A 22,968-nucleotide genomic window follows, 5' to 3' on the forward strand; every position below is an offset into this window, starting at 1 on the left:
TAAGTCTGGTAAAGCAGAGTTACACGCGTTTATCAGGTTTAAGTCTGTTTAACCAGAATAAGATGTGATACTGGGAAACGGGACTAAAAGGGTGCCGGATGCTGGTGATGGACCGGTGCTGATGCATCAACCGGGGCTCCGACCGGGACTTACCCCGGGTGCACCCGGTCCCGGGCCGGTGTCAAAGATCGCAGGGTTTATCCCGGGTGAGCCTCCCGGTTTTTCATGATGGGATTTTATTTTTGAAAAAATGTTTTAGTATATCTCATCGTGATGGGCATAATCCACGAGAGTAATTTTCTGGTTTTTCTTATCGATTTTGTACATGAGGACATAGTGCCCGATATGCAGCCGCCAGAATCCTTTCAGTGGTTTTTTCAGGGGTTTTCCTGTCTCCGGGTTTTCTGCCAGTTCCAGTAACTTCTTTTCAAGCTGGCTGAACCTCGCAGAATCTTTCTGCCACATCTTCTTTGAATATTATTTCGACTTTTGCATCCGGAACTATCGTGTAGGTCATTGTTTGATATTCCGGATGAATTCATCCATCGTAGCGTACGTTTTGCCTTTCCCCTTTGCGAGTTCTGCATCGATTTCTTTGATCTTTTTCACATATGCCGGCTTGATGGCAGATTCCGGAGGGTAGACGGCTTCATCAATTTTTTCTTCGATACGCTCGAGTTTGATGAGGATATCTGACAGGATCTTTTCGATCTTCTGGTTGCCCGGAGTGCCGGGGACCGATTCCATTACGCACGGAACAGATTCATTCAGGGAAGCTGCTGTGCGGGAAGATTGGGAACTTCCCTTCCGTACTTTTTTTGGCTGGATGATATCGGAATACTGCATGCTTATTGTCACATGGGGTTTTACTCTTCAATAGTCTTTTTGTTGCATCCCGGTTATCCTGAGGATTGGTACGCCAGCCGGGGTTTTTGCCTCACAACCCGCGTGGACCCTGCCCCGGTCCCGGGCCGGAGACACCGATGGTTTTGCGCCGCAGGAATCTTTTTTTGCAGACATCCGGGGAACCTGCCGGAGGACATGAGAGCGATCGGTTTTCAATACGATAGTACTGTGTTGGGATTTTCACCACGAACGATTACCTGGTTCGCCTTTCACTTCCTCGTTTATCGGGTCTGTGCTTGGGCTCTTTGGATCTTTTTACCCTTGCGCCGTGGCAATGCCAAGACGATGGTGGCGTGGAGTGGCGGGAACCCACGATATTGAAAGAATTAAAAAAAGAATCAAAGGGCTTTCTTCTTGCGGCGTTCCTTTATGTCCGCCATACAGGGTACCGATGAATTACCCGCTTTTTAAAATTCGTAAGATCTCCTGCTGAAGTTTGGGAAGATCCTGTTGGGCAGTACTCCAGACTTCGCCCAGATCGATGCCGAAATACTGGTGAACGAGAAGATGTCGCATCGCGATAATATCTTTCCAGGGAATTTCCTTGTGATCATTCTGGAACCCTGGAGTGATACCGTTTGCAGCTTCACCAATTACCTGGATGTGATAGAGTACCCATACCTGGAGCAGGTCGGATTGAAAGAACTCATCTTTTCCTGATGGGAGTTTTTCTCCGATACGCTGTATTGCTTCATTGATATCACGGAGCCGGTCAATGTCCGATCTCATAGCGGCACTGCTTCCTGTATCACCGCATGCCGGATCTGCTCCTTGAGCCCGTTTACTGATGCAACATCCACATCGCAGCCAATGAGGTCGGCAAGTTCCCGCTGGAATGCTGCATGGGTAAGGAGAGATGTGCCGGGGGGGAACCCGACAAGGAAATCGATATCGCTTCCCTCATGGGCTTCATGCCGGGCTACGGAGCCGAAAATACGGATATCTTTTATCCCGAACCGGGCTGCAAGTACGAAGATCTTATCCCGGTTTGCCGCGATCCGTTTGTAGTGATCCATGTCTTTGTTCCTGGTACCAGTTAGGTATACCGGGGGGATTATTAATGCATTGACCCGGGAATTCGGTTAAGCCGGGTATCCCCGCATTAATGACACCCGGATTTATTTTTCTAAATTGAGAGGGGTCGGAAATGAAAAAAATCCCGGGTCCTGCCCGGAGGAGATACGAGCGATCGGTTTTTAATACGATAGTACTGTACCGGGATTTTCACCACGATCCATTACCTGGTTCGCCTTTCACTTCCTCGTTCATCGGGTCCGTGCCGGGGCTCTTTGGATCTTTTTATCATTGCGCCGTGGCAATGCCAAGACGATGGTGGCGTGGAGTGGCGGGAAGTATGCGTGCTCCCTTGATACCGGGTGGTATCTTTTTGTTGTACGGGTTGTTTTTGCGGGGTTTTCCGGGTACCGGGTGGATTGGATGCGGCGGGATCTTACCGGGGAGTAATGCCTGTAATTTTATTTTCACTGGGAGGTTACGCTCAACGGGGCTTCGCCCCACAGCCAGCGTGGGCTTGCCCCGGAGGGAAAAACTCATAATTTTCGAATTTTCTCTGACTGAAGGTAAACATTGTGTCATAGAATGATCGGGTTTGTACAGGAAAACGCAAAACCTGGTGTCTTAATCTCTCTTCAATCCAATCTCCCTACAAGGCACATCCCATGAAACCGCTCTCTCATGGTATCTACGAACAGCTGATCAACACCCATCTCGAAGAAAAACTTCGGGAACAGGGAATAACGATAAGCAAGGAAACCCTGAAAAATTTTGATTCATCCGTTCTTCTCTCCCAGTACCTCGGCCCGGTCCTGAAAAAATCTCTCGGATTCCTGGAGGATTCCGAAGGCTCAACCGCAGAACAGATCGCATGCTGTAATGAGATCATCCGGCTCCTCGCGACTATCACGGAACAGGAATGTCTCAGCGAGTGTACAATCCCAGGTGAAGGAGAAATTATCTTTTCGGTCGGCAACGAAAAAGGGCCCGCATCACGGCCCGTCACCCCCCTTGCGCAGAGCAGCCTGTTTACCGGCTCCGCTCTCGAACCCAGCCTGATACAGGAGCTCAAGGCAGAGATCCTCTCGGCCGACCGGATCGACCTTCTCGTCTCGTTCATCAAATGGAGCGGCATCCGGCTCCTCATGGAGGAGCTGAAACAATTCTGTATGAGGGGCCGGTTGCGCGTGATCACGACTGCTTATACCGGTGCGACCGACATCCGGGCCATCGATTTCCTTTCCTCGTTGCCGAACGCAGAGGTGCGGATATCCTATGATACGGCCCACACCCGGCTGCACGCCAAAGCCTACTATTTCGAGCGGGACTCCGGGTTCTCAACCGCGTATGTCGGGTCCTCGAATATCTCGAATCCCGCGATCACGTCGGGTCTTGAGTGGAACGTAAAACTCACCGAGAAAGATGCAAAGCCTTTGATCCGGAAGATCCAGGCATCGTTCGAGAGTTACTGGCATGACCCGGAATTTCTGGAGTATACGGAGAACGACCGGGCAACCTTTGAAGAGGCGGTCCGGAAGGAACGGAAAGAACCCGGTGATGAGGGCACCCCGTACTTCTTCGACATCACCCCGTTTCCCTTCCAGAAAGAGATCCTCGAACGCCTCGAAGCGGAACGAACGATCCACAACCATTACAAGAACCTGGTCGTGGCGGCGACAGGAACGGGAAAGACCGTCATCTCGGCGTTTGACTTCCGCCGCTTCCGCGAGAAGATGCCCCGGGCCCGGCTGCTCTTCGTTGCGCACCGCGAGGAGATCTTAAAGCAGAGCCTCCACACCTTCCGGGGGATCTTAAAAGACCAGAACTTCGGGGATATTGCAATTGCGGGTAGGATTCCTGCGCAGACCGATCACGTCTTCATGTCGATCCAGACATTCAACAGTACGAAATTTTCCGACCGGACTGCTCCCGAACATTATGATTTTATCATCGTCGACGAATTCCATCACGCTGCCGCCGCATCCTACCAGCATCTCCTGTCCCATTACCAGCCGAAGATTCTGCTGGGGCTGACGGCAACGCCCGAGCGGATGGACAACCTCGATATCTTAAGCTGGTTCGATGGCCGGATTGCGGCCGAGATCCGGCTTACGGAAGCCATTGGCAGAAATCTCCTTGCCCCGTTCCATTACTTTGGTATTGCGGATTCGGTGGACCTGGATGATGTGGAGTGGTCACGCGGCCGGTACAACCAGGGCATCCTCTCGAAACGCTATACGGGGAATGATACCCGGGCGGGCCTTATTGCGGATTCGCTCCGGAAGTACGTGACGGCCATTGACGAGTGCATCGGTCTCGGGTTCTGCGTGAGTATCGAGCACGCGAATTACATGGCGGAGATCTTCACCCGGATAGGTATCCCCTCGGTGTCCCTGAGTTCCGAAAGTGCAGATGACGTGCGGAGAACCGTCCGGAAGCGATTGCAGGCAAAGGAGATCCGCTTTATTTTTGTCGTGGACCTGTATAACGAAGGCGTGGACATTCCTGAAGTGAACACGATCCTCTTCCTGCGTCCCACCGAGAGCATGACGGTATTTCTCCAGCAGCTGGGCAGGGGCCTCCGGCTCTGTGAGAGAAAGGAATGTCTGACGGTGCTGGATTTTGTCGGGCGGCAGCATGCGAACTATCACTTCGATGCAAAGTACCGTGCCCTGCTGGCGGATGCGCATGTGCCGCTCGTGCAGCAGATACGGGAGAATGCCTTTTCCCTTCCCCGGGGGTGCTTTATCAACCTGGAGAAGGTTGCGCAGCAGACCGTGCTTGCGCATATTGAGCAGGCGCTCACCCGGCGGAAGGGGCTCGGCCACTGGAATCAGGAACTATTCCTGGGTATCACGTGCTGACTTTTTCACCATCTAAAATAGCAGGAACTTTCCTGGGTGTGCAGAAACTTCTGGAGGCCTGGAGGGATCAGGGGATTTGACGCTCAACGGGGCTCCGCCCCTTGCCGCGTGGGCTTCCCCGTCCTGTACTACAGGAGGAATTGGTTACAGATTCCATGCATTCCTTCTGTTCCATAAATCTCGAAGACAATGAAACCGTGTTTATCAAAAAAATTGAAACCATCCTCTCAAACAAGAAATGTAATAATTCTGTGGTTCTGTATCAACCTCCAACTATGAAATGAATCACAGGACATGGCTGGCTAGCGGCGGGGATTCTCCAATTATTCAAATCGAAGACGAACCGTTGTAATATACCAAAAATGGGCAACAGGTCTATTAATTGATGAGTTAATCTCAAATTAGGAATCGTGTGCGGATAATCGAACAGTGTGATACTGATAAACCATGAGTATAGATCTGAATTATCTGGAAGAATATGAGATCAGGGAAATCGAGGCTGTCCAACGAAATATTCCTTTTTCTAAAAGAGTCGATATATCACGATCTCCAACTTGTTATATCGTTGATGAAAGCTCATCATTCTGGAGTCAGGTGGCATTTGCCGGCACGGTAATTTTCCGACTGTATCCCATCCCACCAGATATTTTTGAAAAAAACTGGAATATTTCTATAGATACTCTCAATGATTTTCTACGCTTTGTAAAGGAAACAAAAAAAATCCAATTTGTATTGACCACACATCCAACCCATTACGCAGAATTTGACTATTTAGAACCGATATTGCGAGAATTTTCACCTCCAGTATATACAGTGAATCTCGATCGGATGGACGAAAAAATTTATGAGACAGAATCAACCTGTCTTGATGAATTCAATTTATTGGTTTCATTGTCCCCAGAATGGCAAAGTTGGACATCATCAGTAACTGGTCGAAATCACCTCAGAACTCAAAGATTGCAATATACCTATTTACGTTATCTTGGGTTCGATGAATTTGCTGATACGTTTATTGAAAATTTTTTAATCGAACCAGATTTTGCGAATGCATATATTTCGCTTGTTTCGAAGCTTATTCTTTATCCTATCAATGATCCCTTAAAATCCACATTATCAATCAGCATTGATACACTGCAGGACGCTAGCCAAATGGGCATTAACACTGCCGGGACCACGAAAAGATCATCCTTTCCGGAGATTGGCAGTTACTTAATGAAAAAATGTACATACTATCCTGAAAGTTTGGAAGCATGTAAGAATGTAATTTCACGATACGAGGAAAATGATCTTTATAAAATAAATTCTGCTTTGAACGAAGCAATCGTTGATAAAAATGATACTCTGGTCCGGCAGAAAAATGATGAATTGAGCGAGATAATGGATAATATCTGGGCGGATTCCACAATAAAAAGGAATGCTACGTTATGCAATTATGGCATTGATGTTACTAGTGGAATGATCGGCTACGGTCTTGGGGGTATGCCAGGGTTATTAGGATCTATGGGCTTAGGCATATTAGATAAAACAAAATCAAAGTATCTCGATCAATTTTCAGAATTAATTGCAAAAAAAACCGCATCTCCCTATATGGCGACAATATATGATTTTAAAAAGAAATATCCGGTTTAATCCGATATTTGGCCTGCTCGGCTTTTTTTAATTCTTTCAAATTATGATTTTTTATATTCATGGAGTTCTTTACTGATTTCATTGACGTTTTGAAAATATCCGGTAGCGCCTTGAATCAACTCAAAATCATGCTGTGAATTAGCAGTCCATTGATTCAGTTTGTAATTTACAAGATCCCATGACCTCTCATCTTTGGGACGCCTGAATCTTTATGTTGCGATACCTATAACGGTTTTGTTTTCTTTACGCAACCCCCTGGCCAATATACATCGCATCTCCAACTCGGCCTTGCGATCCTCCCGTGGTAGATCCTCATCATTGACTTGAAAAACATAAGTGACACCCGACATTGAAGTGGTGATTCTTGCCGAGCCTTTTTTCAATTTTTTCATGAAAAAGAAATCAGAAAATAGTTCGCATAAACTCCTGCGGTTAAAACGATCTTCTTTTACAATTACACGGATTGCGGTTTCAAACTCATCTAAGGTATGAGTAGTTAGTAGAGTTTTTTTCTTAAATTGCGAATATTGTTGTTCAATGAATTTATCCCAAGCATAGCTGATTTGTTCAAGATCTTTTTTTATGCGATAGCCTTCAGATTGGGAAAATTGTTTCCATAATCCTTTTGGAATCAAAACCTGATCAAGCCCTGCTGGGAAAATTCGATTATTTATTAAATAATACGCAAGAAGATCTTCTTCGCCTCCTTCCAGGCAAAGTCCCTTCCCCGATTCTTGGAACTCTTCTTTCCCTTTAAGGTATTTAATAAAATCAGTTATTGTGTCCAATTCTTGTAACAAAGTATCTAAAGACTCTTCATCGAAAACATGAACAAACCCTTTACCAAATTTCTTTGATTCAACCGGTACTTTTCTTTTGCTTCCAAAAGCTACAGCTATCCGATAAATACACCTATCTTTATCGGGAAAAATTAATGCCTTTTCTCCTTCGGAGGTGATAACATTTGAGGCTTTTAAAATCCATCTTTCGGCTCCGTATATTTGGCTAACTGATTTTTCTATGGCCCTCGATCTCCACCTTTGAAGTGCTGTTTCAAGATCAATTGTGTCCTTAAATTCTATTTCTTTTACTGAAAAAATAATAATCGCAGGTTCACATACTACCAAAAAATCACAAAGCTCTTTATTATCCTTGGATCGAGGATTTGGGTAACACCAAAGAGATAAGAATGATTTTTCGCAAAGATTTTTCACGAATTCTTCTGAAGGGATCATGTAAAATTCCTTCCAATTAAGCCGGGAAAACTATCGTATCATCATCAGAATATTCCTGGATTGCCGCTTTATCACGTAAATATTCTTCAAAGAAGGTCTTAGCGTCCTGTACCGAAAATTGGACGTTGAACTGGTCTTTCAAGACTTCGTGATCCTTCTCACCATACACCTTGGCATCGATATCTATTGTTTCTGCAATCCGTTTGATATCCGCAACGAAGTCCAACACGACAACTTTTTCTTTTCCTTCTGATAGTCTCAACCCTCTCCCAAGTTGTTGGAGGAAAATTATCCTACTATGAGTTACACGTAGGAAAATTATCAAGTCGACTTCAGGGACATCGATCCCTTCATTCAACATGTTCATGGAAGTTAGGATCTGGATCTTTCCTCTCCTGAATTCCCGGAGCCTTCTTTCGGATTCACGGAAATCAAGATCGCTGTGGAGGCACCTTGCAGAAAAATTGTACTCACGCAAAACGGTCTCCATCCTCTTCGCATGGCTGATGCTGGCACAATAGACGATCGCACGTTTCGGCGATAACTCGGCCCATAATTTCTGTATTTGCTCGATTACTTTCTCATCCCTCTCCGGTAAGAAAAGCCGCTTGTTCAAATCCTTGATGGAATATTTTTTCTTGGATTTCCCTTGGATGAAATTCCAGTCGAGGTTATCGCACAATAACCGGTAATCAACTTTGGAGAGGTACCCGTTTTGGAGAGCTTTGACAATGTCAATAACGCAATTCTTGCACGGATTCCCGAAAATATCGTAAAGTTCTTTCTCGTCTGTTCTCCACGGGGTTGCAGTCATCCCGAGCAAGAATTTCTTGTTGAGTTTTTCAATCACTTCCAAGTACGTATCCGAAGGTGCGTGATGTGCTTCATCGACAATCACGATTTCATATTCCCCCTCGAAATTATCCCGGACGATTGCATTTCTCATCGTCTGGAATGTTGAGAGGGTGATCCCGTCATCATAAGCGGGCTTTTCAGAACTATCCCAAATGTGTGTACTAACATCTTTCGGCAGATGCTTCCAGAGTGCCCGTTCGAATTGGCTTAAAAGTGCTTTTTGGTTTGCAAGAATTAGGATCCGGGCTTTTGGTTTATCGTGTAATACCCTCTTTAGGAAAGTTCCTGCGACAAAAGTTTTTCCCAAACCTGTCGCTAGTATAACCATTGTCTTAGTCGTTCCCTGATGGTACATTCCCCATAGCGAATCGATCACTTGGACTTGGTACGGGTATGGGGTGTATTCGATATCAGGAAATCTAGGTAATTGGGAATAAAAAGAAAAAAGGGAATTTCCCTCAAGTTTTTCTATTGAGTACCCGGTCTTATTTAATTCCTGGATATAGTCGTTAGCTGTCGAGGAGAGGCGGGTATTGGTGGCAAGGTACCCCTTGTTGATCGAGTAAAAATCCAATGCAGTTTTCAATTCGGTCACTGCACCTTTATTGACGAGAGTTGAACTCTCTTTCTTGAACTTGACCTGAATGATAAAATCCTCGTTTTCATCGGAGACAATTATATCGCCACCATGATCTCCTGGACCTCCGATCAATGCGACATGTGGCCATCCGATGTGCTGGTATAGTCTTGCTACCGCTCTCTCTAGTGCTTGCCAAGGGCCTTTTTCAATCCGGTATGACGACAAGAAACCTGTATCGCCCATTTCATTCACGGTACCGTTCGAGCAGTCGCAGGCTATATGCTCCCCGTTGGAGACGGAACTCGACATCGTCTGCCATTATTTCAGGATCATAGTCCTTGGCTTCGTGGTTCAGCCAAATGATATCACTGATGAAACCGGAAAATGTCCTTTTAATTTCATCTTGTAATTCCGGCGTTACAAGAGAACTGTATGGCCGGTTCCAGAATCCTCCGTCAAGGAAAATTTCTGGTGAATGGTTGAAAATATTCAGGATTTCCTCGTCAGGAGCATATGAGATATACTTACTCGTCTTCACCAGTTTCTTGACATCTTCTTCCCCTTTTCCCATTTTAGAGAGGAAATTTTTCCGGATTTGGTCCATCGTCCGATCATTGATCAGCTCTTCTGGTATCGTAAAATTTTTTGAAGCGATGAATTTTTTCATGCTCATGATCATGTCACTTGCTTTCCCGCCAAGATCACGGGGCGAAAGTCGTTTTTCAGGGGAATATTTTTTCTTGAGGAAATAGAATATCTTGGAGGTTGGCCAATCCCTCGGGTCGTCTTTCCTTTGGTTTAGGACTTGTGCTAATTCAAGTAAAACCAAGTCGATCGGTTCAAGGTTATATGTCTTAAATATCGGGTGGTTCGGGTTGTAATAGGCCACGAATTTTTGGGTTGAATTCTTTTCGATTTTTATTGGGCTGTCTTCGATGGAGCCATTTGTAATCTTATTGGCCGATACAGAAATGGGGACCTCACCAAGCTCATCGACCTTGTATTCTTGCGAGAGGAAGATATCCGGTTCAAACTTGAGATCGTTCTTTGTTGTAGACGCCGGCCCGTATTGTAATTGAATGCCGGTTACAGGTTCCTGGACCCCTCCTATAGGAGATTGCGCGAGAGGCGGTTGGTTGGTTTTTTGTCTCTTTGCTGCTGGGACCGCCAAAGACGGTTCTTGTCCTCCAGAAGTCCGCTTATTCATCTCCGCATACTCTACTGCTTCCCACCATTTCGTATCGTCTTGGTATTCCAGAATCCCTTGGTAGAACTTCTCAACCCATTCCCGGATAATCGAGTCATTCCAGCCTTTAACTTTCCTTTCCGTCTCATTCCATTTACCGGGAACAAGCCAGTACTTCCCTGGATCCTTGCCGGACCGGAATCCCTTGTATACCAATCCCATCGGGCTTTTATTATCCCCGCCGTATCCTTCCTTTTTCGAGATTTCCGGCCTTAACGGGCCATCGCCCCTTATATAACGGTCTATTTCCTTCCATCGTTTGTCAGCTTTCTCGAAGTGGTCTTTGGTATAAGTAACCGGTACGAAATCAATTTCAAGCTCACCGACGATGCGACCCCCCCAATAAACCGTGTCGATTGGGTACTCAAGTTCTTTCTCTTCAGTCCTGGGATTGAACCAGCTGAAAAATTCTTTTGATAAGCCCTCGATTACCCTACCATTACGGATGAGATCTACTCCGAAATCATCCATGTCGAAATACCGGAGAATGCCCAGCCATCCAGTGACTTTCTTATCCTTTACGACAACACCGGATGAATCGCCACATTGCGGGCAAATGACTTTCGGGAGATCCTTTTGGGCGGGAACTGTGTCTATCCACTCCCAACAATTCTTGCAGTAATATTGCTCGCCGAATTTCTTATCGATAGGGATCCAAGCTTGGATTATATCCCCATTTTCCCGTTCCACGTACCGGTTCTTGCCCCAGATACAATGGCCCCGGCTTGTTAACTTGTCATCATCGATGTGAATATTGATATTCCCATTCTGTAGGATAGGGCTGTAAACTTTTGATAGTCGTTTCTTGATTATTTTCTGTTTCCTAATTGTCCGGACTCGTTCGGAAAGATTTGTTATTGATATTATTGTCCCTGTGTCATTCTTGTTCTTTTTTGGGATAGCATACAGGGAGCGGAAATAACTCCCAGATTTCTCCATCTCATGGAAATCGATAGTTACGACAGTCCAGTTTTTTTCACCTTTCCGGCTTGTCATAACGTTTGTTGTCCTGCCAAGCCGTGCGGTTGCGATATTGAATCCCATGCCGAAAAGGCCAAGTTTGGAGAGGGGATCATTCCCAGAATAGCCGGCCTTAAGTGCATTCTGGAGTTGTTCGGGTGTCATACCCGGGCCATCATCACGGACTTTAATCGAAACGTCAGGATCATTTTCGAATTGGGTTGAACTTGGGAGGGTGATCCAAACATTCCCTCCGCCGGTTTCCATCAGGGCATCGATTGAATTGTCTATTAGCTCGGCGAGACATTGCCAATTATCAAACTCAATTTGCCCGAGCATTCGCAAGACGCGAGGATTCGGGGTGAGGTCAATTTCCCCGATTTTTTGTTTACCGTTCTCAAGTTCCCCCATTTCCCACTCCAAAAATTATTAAGTTTATTGTTATAGGAAGCGTGACGATTAATCTTTCTTAATACCGATGTTCCCAAAACGAGTGAAGATTTTATTTACCTCTGGAAGAAACAATCCGTGTACCCTCAGGTGCGATTTTTTAGATGGTTGACATTTTCTCCCCAGAGAAGCGTAGCAAGATCATGGCCTCGATAAAAGGAAAGGATACTAAGATCGAGCTCATGCTTCGCAAGGCACTTTGGAAGGAAGGAATCCGGGGGTATCGTGTCAATACGAAATTACCTGGGAAACCGGATATTGTTTTTACAAAATATAAGGTTGCGATTTTTTGCGACGGTGATTTCTGGCATGGGAAGGATTTTGATGAATTGAAGAATCGGTTGAATCCGTACTGGATAGAGAAAATCCAAAAAAATATTGAACGTGACGAGAAAAATGATACTCGCCTATCAAAAGAAGAATGGATTGTTTTGCATTTTTGGGAAAGTGATATCCTAAAAAATTTGGAAGGATGCATCTCCAAAATCCAAAGAACAACACAATTACGAGAATAACACGGTGAAAACTTATTCTTTTGGAGTTTCAAGATTCCGAATGAATTTCGTTAGTTCATCAATTTGCAATGCTACGGTGTCAATTTTGTTGAGTAAATCTCTCAGGTCTGATCTATTTAATGGGAAGGGTTCACCAGATGATATGAGTACTGTAGGGTTAGTTGGATCAATCTTACAATGGGCTAATTTATTCCTTAAATCAGCCACCTGCATCAATTTACCTACCATTCCAGAAAATTTCGGATCTGTTTTAATGTCATATTTGTCTAGGATTTTTGCCAAGACCTTCTTTTTCCCTTCTAATGGGAGATATGATCCTTCTAATACATAATCGTGGAAATCATCCCTGAGAAAAACTTGGATTTTGAAATACTCAGCGAAAAATTCATTTAATTTTAGTTCAAGATCAATGACTTTGGAAATGACAAATCCTCGCAAAAAAATAATATTTTGGCTTCGTCGAATATTTTTATCAATAATTAATTTCAATCTTTCAGCTACATCTTTTCCTTCCATAAATTCGATGAAGCCAAAACGACTGACCTGTTTCAAGAGTTCTATATCATTAGAAATTTCAGGAACGACAGAATAGAGAAGAATATCGATGAGTTTCTCTTTTTTACGAACTAGTTTAATTATATCAATTCCTGTAAATTCCTCTGAAATATTATAATCAGTAACAATAATTTCAATATTCTGGTTTTGATTAATGAATGCTTCTACTTTATCCCCTTCTTCATCATAAAGAAGAATTAAATTAAAACCTAACTCTTTGAGATGTTGTCTAACTTCCTCAATTTGGTCATCGACTACTGATTTCTTATCTTCCACCCAAACAACTGTAAAATCGTCGCTCATCTAAAAATTACCTCAAAGCATGCCCCTTTTTCCATCCCCGGAAGATTGTTCCCGATAAATCTAATCTCACCTTTGTTCTGGCCAATAAGTTTATTGACATAAAATAATCCGAGGCCTGATCCATTCGTCGTTGTATATCCCCTATTGAATATGTGTTTTATTTTTGTGTCTGGGATACCTCCACCATTGTCGGAGATAAAAATATGTAGTTCGTTAACTTGCTTTTCATATTTTATTCGTATCCATGATGCGCCCGCTTTTCTCGAATTGTCAACCAAATTTTCGAAAATTATTGAAATCTCTAGCGGTTTAAATTTATATGGAAAAATAAGGGTCTCATTTTCATATTTTATCTTTAAATCCTGTTTATTTCCAAGTAGAATCCGATCAAGATACTCTTTTGTGAATTGGACTAGATCACGTTTAATAGATTCAACTTTTGTATCGAACGATGCCAAACTGACATAACTTGATAATACCCGGATTTTGTCATTTTCAATTTTGATATCGTCAACTAAAGGTATCATCTCACTTGAGTCCTTTCCCTCTTTGATAAGCTGATTAAGTCTTTTGAGAATTCTCTCAATAGTAAAAGTTGTAATTTTTATTGAATGATTTAAGCTCATCAGTACATCTTTGTCTGCGGATACTGCTTGTTCGAGAAAAAGGGAGGACTTTTTGGCAGCTTCTAGGTCTTCTACAATATCAGCTTTTTCCTCCTCTAAAATTTTTATTCCAATGCGAGCTGCTTTCAATTGGCTTTCAATATATTTTCTTGCAGGTGCAGATTTTACATGAACTTTCAGTGATTCAATGTTTTTCATTACTTCTGAAAGTTTTTCGACTTGTTTCTCCTTCGCAATCTGGAAAAGGTTAGGGTTTATTTCCAAATCTTTTTCGGGATCATTGATCATGCCCACGAGTTTATTGATAAGTTTTAAGCTGTCCTCTTTAATTTCTGTCGGAGTTTTCGCATCGGAGTCCCAATCTATGCCTTCGACGACATACCTTTCCAGTCTCCTAAGCACTTTTTTATGGAAAAAATCGTTCAGCTGGTTAAAGGCATCTGTCTTGATGACTCCTCCATCTCTGCTTGATACTTCCTTGAACCCAGGCTGGTAACCGTTAACTTCGATGCGTCCCATTAATTCCCGATTAGAAAGGTATCTTTTATACCCTTGTCCCTTCCTTCCTTCAAGTCCTAACCAATCATCTCCCTCATCCCCGTATGGATGAACACGGAATCGGTTTTTGTACAAGAATATTGATCCATACCTGAATGGTTGCAATCCCATTATTCTTGAAAAAGCTTGTTTCGCTTCTTTATTCAGAAAAAAGATCTTAATATTGATATTTTTTAACAGTCGATAATCATTTTTTTCTTCGAGACTGAAGATGAATTCATTTTTATCGTAAAGTTTCGTAACTATTTTCTCACCAGTCTCATTTACCTGACAACTAATTTGGGTCGTTTTTATTCCAAGTTTTTCAAAAACAATATTTTTTACTATACCATTGATAACTTTGATATCCCATTCTTTGTCTTTTTTCTTTGCCTCCTCAATGTTTTTCTTATCTTCTTGAACAAATTCCTCGGCCTCTAAAGAGATCTCGATCTCGGTGATTTCACCGGTTTCTGAAGGATTTATTAATCTCTGAAGGTACCTTTTTAAATCTAATAATTTTTTCTCATCCCAGGTATCATTCAGTGAAGAGATTATGAGAATTGTGCCGTTATTAAAATCCTTTTGGATACCGTAATCTTTTATTTTGGTTTTACTGACTTTTTCATAATCTACCTTAATTGTATGGAATTCTTTTTTTGGGTCTTCTTCAAATTTTTTCCAATTTAACTGGAGTTGTTGATATTCTTTTTCCCCTTCTTTTTTTGTTAATAATATGAGGTCGCTTCCCAAACGATCGCAAGAAAATCGGCCAATACCTTTTTGGCCTGCAAATATCCTATTCCCAATAATTTTTTTACGATAATTCGGATTTTCCCCGTCTAATGATTTCTCAAAATCTTTTTTATCAGAGTAACCGACGAAAAGCCATTTATTGAGCAGATCTTCATATGACATCCCCGAGCCATCATCAATAATAAGAATTCTAGATCCTTTTGATTTATTTTCATCCTTAATGTTTTCAAAAAGGATCCTTACTTTTTTTGCATTTGCATCATACGAATTTTTGACAAGCTCAAAGATTGCCATTAAATCATTAGTAATTAATTCACGACCAATGATATTCTTTAAACCAGAGCTGATTTTGAAATCAAGTTCGTGCTCCATTTAACCCATCGCCTTCAATACAATCCCCGCTTGTTCAACAAATAAAGGCGGTATCGCGTTGCCTACCTGAGTGTACCGGGGAACCTCAGAAGTTCTTAACGTACCGCCGGTCGTATACTTATCCTTGAACTCGAACCAATCATTGAATGATTGGAGACGGGCAAATTCCCTTACCGTAAGGACCCGTGGTTCGGAATAATGGATATAGTCATCAGTTAACGTTGTAAGGGTTGGGCTCGGCTGGTTTGGGTCCATGGGAGTGATGCTTTGTTTCTTTAGGTTAAGATCCTCTTTTGTGACGCTACTTATGTTCTTGTTCCGGGGGTACGTGTCCAAATAAAATTGGAATCGTTCCATTGTCTTATTCCTGTGGTTAACGAACCTGTGGCTATCTGGGTTTTTTGTGTAATCCCCTTTCATGACTTTTTGGTACTCGCTTTGAATCGGCCCATACACACCAAATTGAAAATTCGGGAATTCGGAAGATTTTATCTTGCCATGTCGCTGTTCAAGATCTGATATTGCATCCCAGGCCGTAGATATTTCAGGTAACCCTTTTTCATGGAGGAACGATTTTTTATTTTCCTTAAGGTTTTCAAAGAAAGTTGCAGCATTTCCCTCGTTTATTCCCACAAGGATAAACCTTCTTCTCCGCTGGGGAACACCATATTCCGAAAAATTAATTATCCTTGGTTCTACGTCATATCCCAATGATTCTAATTTTTTCTGGACAATTTCCGAGTAGATCTTGCCGTCCGAGGGTTTCTTTACGAATTTTGCCGTAAATCCCCGAACATTTTCGAAGAAAACCATTTTTGGCTTGACAAGTTCCACAAAGTCCAGGTAAGAATTGACAAGCTGGTTCCGGTGATCCTGTTCATCACGCTTCCCAGCAAATGAGAATCCTTGGCATGGCGGGCCTCCTGCAATCAAGTCAACTTCGCCTTCAAGTGCCTTTAGTTCTTTAGCATGTTCTTTCAGGACAACTTTGATGTCATGAGCTTTAGGAGATAGCCAATCAGGCCAATCAAAATGTTGGTGTTTATCTATCAAGTTATGCTTGAGGGTCGCGAAAGCCATCTGGTTTTTTTCAATCGCAAAGAGCCCTTTCCATCCAGCGTTGTGTAAGCCCAGAGATAGTCCGCCGCATCCGGCAAAAAGGTCGATATAATTTTCTGGGCGATCGGCCATGCTACAAGTTTTACTTTTATGCCTATATTATAACTTGTTAATGTGGTGTGAATATATATCTGGGCTAGCCCACGCGGCAAGGGGCGCCAGCCCCTTTTGAGCGTCAATCCACTCACACCTTCGTTTTATAGACTCGCTCGTATTGTAAAACTAGGTTGCCCTTTTCTTCCTTGGTAGTCAAACGAAAAAAATCGCCTGGATTAATCTCTTTGGATTTAACGACGTCAGAAGGGATTGTGAGATCGAGAGAATTGGAACCAAAGTGGTACCGGGACTTAACAATAATTTCCTTCTGAACCATATCTCCCAATTGGAGATATGCACATATAGGGATTAATGCACAAATAGAATATGGTATATACCATGTGCATAGATTTATCCTCCCCGCCGCCAACACTAACTCCGGTGCACTGGTGACAAATATTCGTCAACCCCGTACCCCGGAGAAACACACCGGTGAGGATACCCCCGGCTTTAACCGATACGTCTGAACACGGTGCTCCGGCGGCCCGGGAAAATATCACCAGTCACCAGAATAGTAACGAAATAAGTATCAAAGAAGAGACCTGTTTTTTCCATCCAAAAGAGATTAAAAAAAATAAAAGAACTTCAAGTGACCAGCTCGCCACCCCCGGAACAGCCCCCACGCCGAAGCCGCTCCAATCCCAATGAATACCGCTGTAAGGCCGAACCAGCCGATGCCAATCCCGCATTCACCCCCGCTCGAATAAATCTCCGCGCACCTGGCAGAAACAATCACGAAGATCACGATCAGGTTTGCGATGCAGAGGATAAGGAGAATGGCATAACAAAGGGTCTGATACTCATCCGAGGATAGTACTTTGATAAGAAAATCTCTTGACATAATCACTCCTTGTTGGTTTTTCGAGAGAATTCTTCCCCAGTTCATTCCCGGCCGCCATCCCTGCATTCTTCCCGTGGATCAGCCTTAAAGACATTCGCCCCCGCCGGACTAAGGGTATCCCGGAGCGGATTTCCTTAATCCGGCACTTAACATTTCTAACGCGCTCGTCTACCATTCAGGGATCCGGTAGATGGTTGCGTTAGAATCGTTATATAACGCGTGACAAAACCCCTATTCGTGGACAGCCGGGGGTTGTCCCAAAAAGAAAAAACGGGTCAATGCGATGCGACGAACATCGCAAAAAGACCCGGTCAGCCCGGGAGGACCATGATAATCAGCGTATTTTTTTACCAGGATTATCGCGTCTTCGGGTTGACACCAAAGGAAGTGATAGCATAGAAACCACAAACAGAAGTAAAAACGCTCCTGCCGGTACCCGGCAGGATACCATGCTGGTCAGGAAAGAAAAACAGCCATTATCTCCGGTTCGGGAGGTATCCCGCAAGACGGAGATACTCGGCACCGGCTTCCGGTCACGTTCTCACCGGAAAACACAAAAGAACCCGGACGGGGATGATGATGGCAACGAGGAACACTGATGATGAATCGCCCGGCAGGCGGAGGCGGGCACGGGATACCAAAGAGTAGATCCGTGACCGAGGGGGAAATCCCCCTCTACCTGCTGCCCCGGGCAATTGCCCGGCAGATCAACCGGATAGGCGATTCGGTGTACCGGGTCAGCGTGAAGCGGACGCACTGGCATCATTACAACATTTCCATCCGGACAAAATCCCTGCCAAAGGAACTTGCCCCGCCGCGGGTTACCGGAGAACGTTCCCGGGATTCCATCGTGGAACCCCGGAATAATTCCGGTGAACCGGATCCAGGTGAGAGATGAGCCGGGGACCGCCGTCGCGCCGGGCCCTGGCGGATGCGATACCTATTGCACGCCAGCGGGGTGCCATCCAGGTTGCCGGGCGTGGTCCGGAAAAACTGTATGATTTCACGATCGTCTCTGTCCTGCCGGTAGTATTCGTACGTGTCTCGTATTGTGCACATATTCATGCGCCGGCAGCAGAACTCGCAGGGGAATTCAAAGACTGCCTGGATCGGCTCTGCCTGATCACGAAGCATGAATCCATATCTCGCGAACTCTGGCTCCGCTCAAGGCATGGCACGTGGCGGTTCTTCCGTCTTATTGCGGAATGTCTTGTCGAGCTGGGGCGGGATGGTCAGCCGCTTGCAGGGAAAAACGCTGCAAGCGTGTAAGCTGCTATGGTGTAGGAAGAGATCACTCGTTTTTTCATCTGGCAGAGACGGGATCTTCCTTTGGATTCAAATCCGAAGTTCCCCCGACAGAGGGACTATCCCTCCGGGGGGTATGATCCCTGTTTTTAGAATACCTCCAAAATACGCCCGTATAATGCCCCGTTTTCCCCTTTTTCCCGGTTTTGAGGTAATAATTCGGGAAAATGCGGTAATAATTCGGTCAAATCAAGTATTTTTACGTCGGAGAACCAGAGGCAATAATTAGCAGTATTTGGGAGGCGAAAACTAAGAGCGATCATAGTTCAGGAGGGGTTCATCTTTTTACGACCAGGATCGCGGGTGATAAAAGATCCTTTTTTGGAATGAACCCCTTTTTCAGACATCCCGTGAGTACCCCTGAAATACGCCCGTAAAATGCCCCGTTTTCCCCTTTTTTCCCGCATCTGAGGTAATAATTCGGGAAAATGCGGTAATAATTCTTTCAAATCAAGTGTTTTTACGTCGGAGAACCAGAGGCAGTAATTAGCAGTATTTGGGAGGCGAAAACTAAGAGCGATCATAGTTCAGGGTTAGCAGGTGATGAAACCAGGCTTATGGGTCAATAAGAAATCCTTCTGAACCTCGTTCCTCCTGAACTTGGCATTCTTGTAGCCAGTGTAGCCAAAGCACGTAACGAGCATCTACTTGAGTATTGAATCGATTAAGGGAACCGCGATCCCCATACTGACCGCTTCATAGACTTCCAACTGCAGCATTTTTTGCAACTTTCCAGCAATCCTGCCAGGTTGTCCACCTATCGGAGGACCAGTAGCTGAATGCGCTATAAAATTTATAATCCTGAGAAAAAAATCAAATTCCCGTGGACATCAATAAGGTGTCCCAAAACTGTAGGACGGGTTCACCAAGCGACAAAACTACGTTGAACCCGGTCCCGCCCGTAGGCACGTGATCATTATCTTCTGATCCTGAAAGTTTTCCCATGCCTTCGAGCGTAGCGTATGAAATACGCGAAAAGGAGTTGAAGAGAAATGAACCTACGAAAATTTGGCGTCGTCCTGTTGGCACTGCTGCTGGCAGCGATGGCGGTGGTACCGATCGCGAGCGCGGCAGAAAGTGTAAAAGACGTTGTGGCGGATAATGCTGGTAGGGATGAAATACCCGTTCAATTACCGCAGTTGCAGTATAATATCAATCAGAATACTGTCATGGTGGGAAATGATTTGAGTCCTGATGAAAATGTACAAAATGATCAGATCATCCAAACCTCTAAGGCAATCCAGAATCCTACAATATCGAAAATCCCCTATGGATCAATCATCCAGCATTCAAAAAATGGCATGACATCGGTATTTGATTCGACAGGAAAACAACTTCTCATCACAGATGACGCAAACGCGAAGAGAATTGCTGCTCCCGGGGGATATAAAGCAGCATCAAAGATTCATCAGGTTCCAAATGGATCCATTATCCGGACAAATGGCGAGATAACCACTGTCGATTCTGATGGAAGACGTATTTTAACCGTTTTGAATCCGGATAATCCATTAATCCTTCCGGGATATGATGGCTGGATTGAGTCTTCACGTGACTTGACGGTAAGCGAACTAGGGCAATTCATAGCATATTGGACAGTCCCTTCATCGCCACCAACCCCGCAAACAGACACGACAGATTTCCTGTTTAATGGTATTCAGCCAAGTTCGAGCGGCGGAATTGTTCAACCTGTATTAGAATGGAACCAAGCCGGAAGTGGTCGCTGGACCGGGAGAGCATGGTATGTTGATCAATATGGTGTAGGGTATCCTAGTAATCCTATCAATGTAAATGTCGGAGATAGTATTGCAGGAACACTAGGCTGGAATCCCAATATCCAACACTGGAATATCATATTTGCCGATCAAACCACGGGACAATCCATGAGTATCGTTTCAGAAAACGCAGCAAATATTGGATCTACGAATCTTCAGATGTACACCGCACTTGAAGGGTATGGTGTGGATGATAATTCCGATGTGCCGGGGCATACAACATTTAATAATATGCGGATCAGAGATGTCAACTTAAATGTTGTTGATATTGATTGGGTAAAGCTGGTGGAATATGATCCACACAATGCGTTGACGAACCTTGACGTAACCTGGACCTCGGATACACAGGTGACCCTGCACACTGCAAATGCATAATGAAAAAATACCTTTTTTGGTGAAGATGAATGAAACGACGATCAATAATCGGGATAATTCTGATCCTTGCGATACTTGCCGCCATATGCTATGTATCGATTAATCAGATGTTACCTAGGTCAGATGAAATTGATAAAAACAATATAACACTGATCGTTCCCGGCAAATCTCATTTTGGGGCAGAAGAGACATACTTATCCTCAAACTTTGGGAAAGTTGAAGCCGGAAAAAATATTGCCTTCGAATTGCGAATTGAAAAAAACCAGGAGGCAATCAGGAATGAGACGATTATTCCTTCCCGTGTGAAGGGAAAATACTCCGATGTTGAATTACCGTTGCCCAGCGGTATGACCATCAGCTGTACTCCATCTGCATTTACCTCGTATCCCGGAAAAGTGTATAACGTGAGTACTATCCTGACGACAACAAACGAGGTTCCGGAAGACACATATTTCTTTAGAATTCAACGATATTTTGATTCCGGTATTGAGACCCTTTGGATCAGTGTGCATGTAGCCGTTCCAACCCAAAGTACCTGAATATCCGAACGTGACGCAAGAGGAGTAGATGCTTCAAAGGCTATCGAGACAATCACCAATGGCCGATACCAGAGCGATACATTGGTTTCCTCCAATTTCCCGCAGTCACACACCGTATACCTTCAATCTGGACAAAAATACGGGCTGTGGCTTCTTGGGGCTCTCATCCTCCTGATGCGCATCCCCCTCACTTTCACCCCGCTAACCGGGTTCCTTATCCTCACAAGTACCGAGACTCTGGATAAGGAACGCGATTCAACCATGAAACCCAGTACCGCGATAGCAAAACCATCCGGAGAACCCCTCCTCCCTCTCGTTAAAGAGATCCGGGAGCTGGTACAAAGCGCTCGCAGGACCGCCAGCCAGAACGTCAACAGCCTGCAGGTTATCACCAACTTCGAGATAGGCCGGCGGATTGTGGAGTTTGAACAACAGGGGAGTAAACGTGCGGAATACGGGGAGCGAATAGTACGGGAACTATCATACAGATTAACCGAAGAGCTCGGGCGCGGTTTTTCAAAGAGAAACCTTGAGTATATACGTCGGTTTTATCTCGAATACCGTGACGTAACTCCGCAAATTGCGCAAACACTGTCTGCGCAATTGCCGGTAAAAACACCGGCGAAAATACCAATAAGTCAGACAGACCCTGCCCAATTCACCCCCCGGTTCACCCTCAGCTGGTCCCACTACGTCTTCCTCATGAATATCGACAACCGGGATGAACGCCGGTTTTATGAAATAGAATCCGGCCAAAACCAATGGTCACTTTCCGAGCTCAAACGGCAGTTCAACTCCGGGATCTACGAACGGCTCGCACTCAGCAGGGATAAAAACGGGGTAAAATCTCTCGCTGATAAAGGACAGATTATCGGTAATCCGCAGGACGTGCTCAAAGATCCCTACGTCCTCGAATTTCTCGGGATCGATGAGAGCACGCATTACTCCGAGAGCGATCTCGAATCCGCCATAATCGATAAACTTGAAACTTTCCTGCTGGAACTGGGGAAAGGATTTCTTTTCGAATCCCGGCAGAAGCGGTTCACCTTCGATGCAGATCATTTCTACGTGGACCTCGTCTTCTACAACCGCATACTCCGGTGTTATGTTTTAATCGACCTCAAGATCGGAAAACTCACCCACGATAATCTCGGCCAGATGCAGATGTACGTCAACTATTACAATCGTGAGGTAAAACTAAAAGACGAGAATCCTACCATTGGAATGATACTCTGCAAGACAAAGAACGATGCTCTTGTCAGGCTCACCCTGCCTGAGGATGCAAACATCTACGCTTCCCAGTACCAGCTCTACCTCCCCTCAAAAGAAGAGTTGAAGCAGAAACTGATCGAATGGTCAGAAAGCGCTGGTGAACTACCTTAAGTCCGGGTAACTTATCATGAAGTTCCGGATTGATGCGGACATGAATGATTTCTGCATCATTCAAAGTCCCCTTCGTCTCCGGTAATTGTCCCACAGGCTGCGGGACAAACAAGTAAGAGCCAGGGTAGAGAAATG

The 22,968-nt window shown here is 44.5% G+C and carries 23 protein-coding genes; 9 read left to right on the forward strand and 14 right to left on the reverse strand.

What is annotated here, in order from left to right; all coding sequences use genetic code 11:
* Positions 1 to 255: 255 nt before the first annotated feature.
* The 6 genes from WC593_01835 to WC593_01860 form a co-directional block, all read right to left on the reverse strand.
* The gene (locus WC593_01835) at positions 256 to 465 is read right to left on the reverse strand and encodes a type II toxin-antitoxin system RelE/ParE family toxin (protein ID MFA4823878.1); all 210 of its coding nucleotides are present in this window, start codon (positions 463 to 465) and stop codon (positions 256 to 258) included.
* A 48-nt stretch (positions 466 to 513) separates the two neighbouring features.
* Positions 514 to 846, reverse strand: coding sequence for a DUF2683 family protein (locus WC593_01840; GenBank protein MFA4823879.1), 333 nt, complete (start codon positions 844 to 846; stop codon positions 514 to 516).
* A 27-nt stretch (positions 847 to 873) separates the two neighbouring features.
* Positions 874 to 1,020 (reverse strand): hypothetical protein, encoded by a 147-nt coding sequence (locus WC593_01845; protein ID MFA4823880.1) that lies wholly within the window; start codon positions 1,018 to 1,020, stop codon positions 874 to 876.
* A gap of 282 nt (positions 1,021 to 1,302) precedes the next feature.
* Positions 1,303 to 1,635 carry a HepT-like ribonuclease domain-containing protein gene (locus WC593_01850; protein MFA4823881.1) on the reverse strand — a complete coding sequence of 111 codons (333 nt, stop codon included), beginning with the start codon at positions 1,633 to 1,635 and terminating at the stop codon, positions 1,303 to 1,305.
* Entirely contained in the window at positions 1,632 to 1,922 is a 291-nt protein-coding gene (locus tag WC593_01855; GenBank protein MFA4823882.1) for a nucleotidyltransferase family protein, read from the reverse strand. The genes WC593_01850 and WC593_01855 overlap by 4 nt, the downstream gene beginning before the upstream one ends.
* A 286-nt stretch (positions 1,923 to 2,208) precedes the next feature.
* The gene (locus WC593_01860) at positions 2,209 to 2,460 is read right to left on the reverse strand and encodes a hypothetical protein (GenBank protein MFA4823883.1); all 252 of its coding nucleotides are present in this window, start codon (positions 2,458 to 2,460) and stop codon (positions 2,209 to 2,211) included.
* Positions 2,461 to 2,585: 125 nt separating this feature from the next.
* Here WC593_01860 and WC593_01865 point away from each other — a divergent pair, with 125 nt between their 5' ends.
* Both WC593_01865 and WC593_01870 read left to right on the forward strand, forming a co-directional pair.
* Positions 2,586 to 4,784, forward strand: a complete 2,199-nt coding sequence (locus WC593_01865; protein ID MFA4823884.1) for a DEAD/DEAH box helicase family protein — start codon at positions 2,586 to 2,588, stop codon at positions 4,782 to 4,784.
* Between the two features lie 447 nt (positions 4,785 to 5,231).
* On the forward strand, positions 5,232 to 6,413 hold the full coding sequence (locus WC593_01870) for a hypothetical protein (protein MFA4823885.1): 1,182 nt from the start codon (positions 5,232 to 5,234) through the stop codon (positions 6,411 to 6,413).
* Positions 6,414 to 6,622: 209 nt separating this feature from the next.
* Here the strand turns inward: WC593_01870 and WC593_01875 are convergent, their stop codons facing one another.
* The 3 genes from WC593_01875 to WC593_01885 are packed head-to-tail and all read right to left on the reverse strand — an operon-like array spanning position 6,623 to position 11,700.
* Positions 6,623 to 7,648: a hypothetical protein gene (locus tag WC593_01875; protein MFA4823886.1), complete on the reverse strand. Its 1,026-nt coding sequence runs from the start codon at positions 7,646 to 7,648 to the stop codon at positions 6,623 to 6,625.
* A gap of 16 nt (positions 7,649 to 7,664) precedes the next feature.
* Positions 7,665 to 9,326: a DEAD/DEAH box helicase gene (locus tag WC593_01880; protein ID MFA4823887.1), complete on the reverse strand. Its 1,662-nt coding sequence runs from the start codon at positions 9,324 to 9,326 to the stop codon at positions 7,665 to 7,667.
* A 1-nt stretch (position 9,327) separates the two neighbouring features.
* Complete coding sequence (locus WC593_01885; GenBank protein MFA4823888.1) at positions 9,328 to 11,700, reverse strand: ATP-binding protein; 2,373 nt, start codon at positions 11,698 to 11,700, stop codon at positions 9,328 to 9,330.
* Between the two features lie 143 nt (positions 11,701 to 11,843).
* Here WC593_01885 and WC593_01890 point away from each other — a divergent pair, with 143 nt between their 5' ends.
* Complete coding sequence (locus WC593_01890; protein ID MFA4823889.1) at positions 11,844 to 12,254, forward strand: very short patch repair endonuclease; 411 nt, start codon at positions 11,844 to 11,846, stop codon at positions 12,252 to 12,254.
* 12 nt (positions 12,255 to 12,266) lie between these two features.
* Here the strand turns inward: WC593_01890 and WC593_01895 are convergent, their stop codons facing one another.
* From WC593_01895 to WC593_01910, 4 genes are all read right to left on the reverse strand, one after another.
* The gene (locus WC593_01895) at positions 12,267 to 13,112 is read right to left on the reverse strand and encodes a hypothetical protein (GenBank protein MFA4823890.1); all 846 of its coding nucleotides are present in this window, start codon (positions 13,110 to 13,112) and stop codon (positions 12,267 to 12,269) included.
* Positions 13,109 to 15,403: an ATP-binding protein gene (locus WC593_01900; GenBank protein ID MFA4823891.1), complete on the reverse strand. Its 2,295-nt coding sequence runs from the start codon at positions 15,401 to 15,403 to the stop codon at positions 13,109 to 13,111. Before WC593_01900 ends, WC593_01895 begins: the two co-directional genes overlap by 4 nt.
* Positions 15,404 to 16,594 carry a DNA cytosine methyltransferase gene (locus tag WC593_01905; GenBank protein MFA4823892.1) on the reverse strand — a complete coding sequence of 397 codons (1,191 nt, stop codon included), beginning with the start codon at positions 16,592 to 16,594 and terminating at the stop codon, positions 15,404 to 15,406.
* A 589-nt stretch (positions 16,595 to 17,183) separates the two neighbouring features.
* Positions 17,184 to 17,459 (reverse strand): hypothetical protein, encoded by a 276-nt coding sequence (locus WC593_01910; GenBank protein MFA4823893.1) that lies wholly within the window; start codon positions 17,457 to 17,459, stop codon positions 17,184 to 17,186.
* Positions 17,460 to 17,737: 278 nt separating this feature from the next.
* On the opposite strand from WC593_01910, the gene WC593_01915 reads away from it, so the two are divergent.
* Genes WC593_01915 through WC593_01925 form a run of 3 tightly spaced genes read left to right on the forward strand, consistent with a single transcriptional unit; the run spans position 17,738 to position 18,728 of the window.
* Entirely contained in the window at positions 17,738 to 18,058 is a 321-nt protein-coding gene (locus tag WC593_01915) for a hypothetical protein (protein MFA4823894.1), read from the forward strand.
* Positions 18,058 to 18,357, forward strand: a complete 300-nt coding sequence (locus tag WC593_01920) for a hypothetical protein (protein ID MFA4823895.1) — start codon at positions 18,058 to 18,060, stop codon at positions 18,355 to 18,357. The genes WC593_01915 and WC593_01920 overlap by 1 nt, the downstream gene beginning before the upstream one ends.
* A complete protein-coding gene (locus tag WC593_01925; GenBank protein ID MFA4823896.1) occupies positions 18,354 to 18,728 on the forward strand; it encodes a hypothetical protein in 375 nt (124 codons plus the stop codon). The genes WC593_01920 and WC593_01925 overlap by 4 nt, the downstream gene beginning before the upstream one ends.
* A 302-nt stretch (positions 18,729 to 19,030) precedes the next feature.
* On the opposite strand, the gene WC593_01930 is transcribed toward WC593_01925, so the two are convergent.
* Positions 19,031 to 19,288: a hypothetical protein gene (locus WC593_01930; protein ID MFA4823897.1), complete on the reverse strand. Its 258-nt coding sequence runs from the start codon at positions 19,286 to 19,288 to the stop codon at positions 19,031 to 19,033.
* Positions 19,289 to 19,756: 468 nt separating this feature from the next.
* Here WC593_01930 and WC593_01935 point away from each other — a divergent pair, with 468 nt between their 5' ends.
* The 3 genes from WC593_01935 to WC593_01945 all read left to right on the forward strand — a co-directional run bounded on the left by WC593_01935 (position 19,757) and on the right by WC593_01945 (position 22,833).
* Positions 19,757 to 20,911, forward strand: coding sequence for a hypothetical protein (locus tag WC593_01935; protein MFA4823898.1), 1,155 nt, complete (start codon positions 19,757 to 19,759; stop codon positions 20,909 to 20,911).
* A 29-nt stretch (positions 20,912 to 20,940) separates the two neighbouring features.
* Positions 20,941 to 21,450, forward strand: coding sequence for a hypothetical protein (locus WC593_01940; protein MFA4823899.1), 510 nt, complete (start codon positions 20,941 to 20,943; stop codon positions 21,448 to 21,450).
* Between the two features lie 261 nt (positions 21,451 to 21,711).
* Positions 21,712 to 22,833 (forward strand): PDDEXK nuclease domain-containing protein, encoded by a 1,122-nt coding sequence (locus tag WC593_01945; GenBank protein MFA4823900.1) that lies wholly within the window; start codon positions 21,712 to 21,714, stop codon positions 22,831 to 22,833.
* Positions 22,834 to 22,968: the final 135 nt, after the last annotated feature.

This window comes from Methanoregula sp. (assembly GCA_041645435.1).
Lineage (GTDB): Archaea > Halobacteriota > Methanomicrobia > Methanomicrobiales > Methanospirillaceae > Methanoregula.

What these genes read in the sequence shown, in the direction of transcription:
- WC593_01835 (MFA4823878.1), bottom strand. Translation starts at nt 465, where the DNA reads ATGTGGCAGAAAGATTCTGCGAGGTTCAGCCAGCTTGAAAAGAAGTTA.
- WC593_01840 (MFA4823879.1), bottom strand. Translation starts at nt 846, where the DNA reads ATGCAGTATTCCGATATCATCCAGCCAAAAAAAGTACGGAAGGGAAGT.
- WC593_01845 (MFA4823880.1), bottom strand. Translation starts at nt 1,020, where the DNA reads ATGTCTGCAAAAAAAGATTCCTGCGGCGCAAAACCATCGGTGTCTCCG.
- WC593_01850 (MFA4823881.1), bottom strand. Translation starts at nt 1,635, where the DNA reads ATGAGATCGGACATTGACCGGCTCCGTGATATCAATGAAGCAATACAG.
- WC593_01855 (MFA4823882.1), bottom strand. Translation starts at nt 1,922, where the DNA reads ATGGATCACTACAAACGGATCGCGGCAAACCGGGATAAGATCTTCGTA.
- WC593_01860 (MFA4823883.1), bottom strand. Translation starts at nt 2,460, where the DNA reads ATGAGTTTTTCCCTCCGGGGCAAGCCCACGCTGGCTGTGGGGCGAAGC.
- WC593_01865 (MFA4823884.1), top strand. Translation starts at nt 2,586, where the DNA reads ATGAAACCGCTCTCTCATGGTATCTACGAACAGCTGATCAACACCCAT.
- WC593_01870 (MFA4823885.1), top strand. Translation starts at nt 5,232, where the DNA reads ATGAGTATAGATCTGAATTATCTGGAAGAATATGAGATCAGGGAAATC.
- WC593_01875 (MFA4823886.1), bottom strand. Translation starts at nt 7,648, where the DNA reads ATGATCCCTTCAGAAGAATTCGTGAAAAATCTTTGCGAAAAATCATTC.
- WC593_01880 (MFA4823887.1), bottom strand. Translation starts at nt 9,326, where the DNA reads ATGGGCGATACAGGTTTCTTGTCGTCATACCGGATTGAAAAAGGCCCT.
- WC593_01885 (MFA4823888.1), bottom strand. Translation starts at nt 11,700, where the DNA reads ATGGGGGAACTTGAGAACGGTAAACAAAAAATCGGGGAAATTGACCTC.
- WC593_01890 (MFA4823889.1), top strand. Translation starts at nt 11,844, where the DNA reads ATGGTTGACATTTTCTCCCCAGAGAAGCGTAGCAAGATCATGGCCTCG.
- WC593_01895 (MFA4823890.1), bottom strand. Translation starts at nt 13,112, where the DNA reads ATGAGCGACGATTTTACAGTTGTTTGGGTGGAAGATAAGAAATCAGTA.
- WC593_01900 (MFA4823891.1), bottom strand. Translation starts at nt 15,403, where the DNA reads ATGGAGCACGAACTTGATTTCAAAATCAGCTCTGGTTTAAAGAATATC.
- WC593_01905 (MFA4823892.1), bottom strand. Translation starts at nt 16,594, where the DNA reads ATGGCCGATCGCCCAGAAAATTATATCGACCTTTTTGCCGGATGCGGC.
- WC593_01910 (MFA4823893.1), bottom strand. Translation starts at nt 17,459, where the DNA reads ATGTCAAGAGATTTTCTTATCAAAGTACTATCCTCGGATGAGTATCAG.
- WC593_01915 (MFA4823894.1), top strand. Translation starts at nt 17,738, where the DNA reads ATGCGATGCGACGAACATCGCAAAAAGACCCGGTCAGCCCGGGAGGAC.
- WC593_01920 (MFA4823895.1), top strand. Translation starts at nt 18,058, where the DNA reads ATGATGAATCGCCCGGCAGGCGGAGGCGGGCACGGGATACCAAAGAGT.
- WC593_01925 (MFA4823896.1), top strand. Translation starts at nt 18,354, where the DNA reads ATGAGCCGGGGACCGCCGTCGCGCCGGGCCCTGGCGGATGCGATACCT.
- WC593_01930 (MFA4823897.1), bottom strand. Translation starts at nt 19,288, where the DNA reads ATGATCGCTCTTAGTTTTCGCCTCCCAAATACTGCTAATTACTGCCTC.
- WC593_01935 (MFA4823898.1), top strand. Translation starts at nt 19,757, where the DNA reads ATGAACCTACGAAAATTTGGCGTCGTCCTGTTGGCACTGCTGCTGGCA.
- WC593_01940 (MFA4823899.1), top strand. Translation starts at nt 20,941, where the DNA reads ATGAAACGACGATCAATAATCGGGATAATTCTGATCCTTGCGATACTT.
- WC593_01945 (MFA4823900.1), top strand. Translation starts at nt 21,712, where the DNA reads ATGAAACCCAGTACCGCGATAGCAAAACCATCCGGAGAACCCCTCCTC.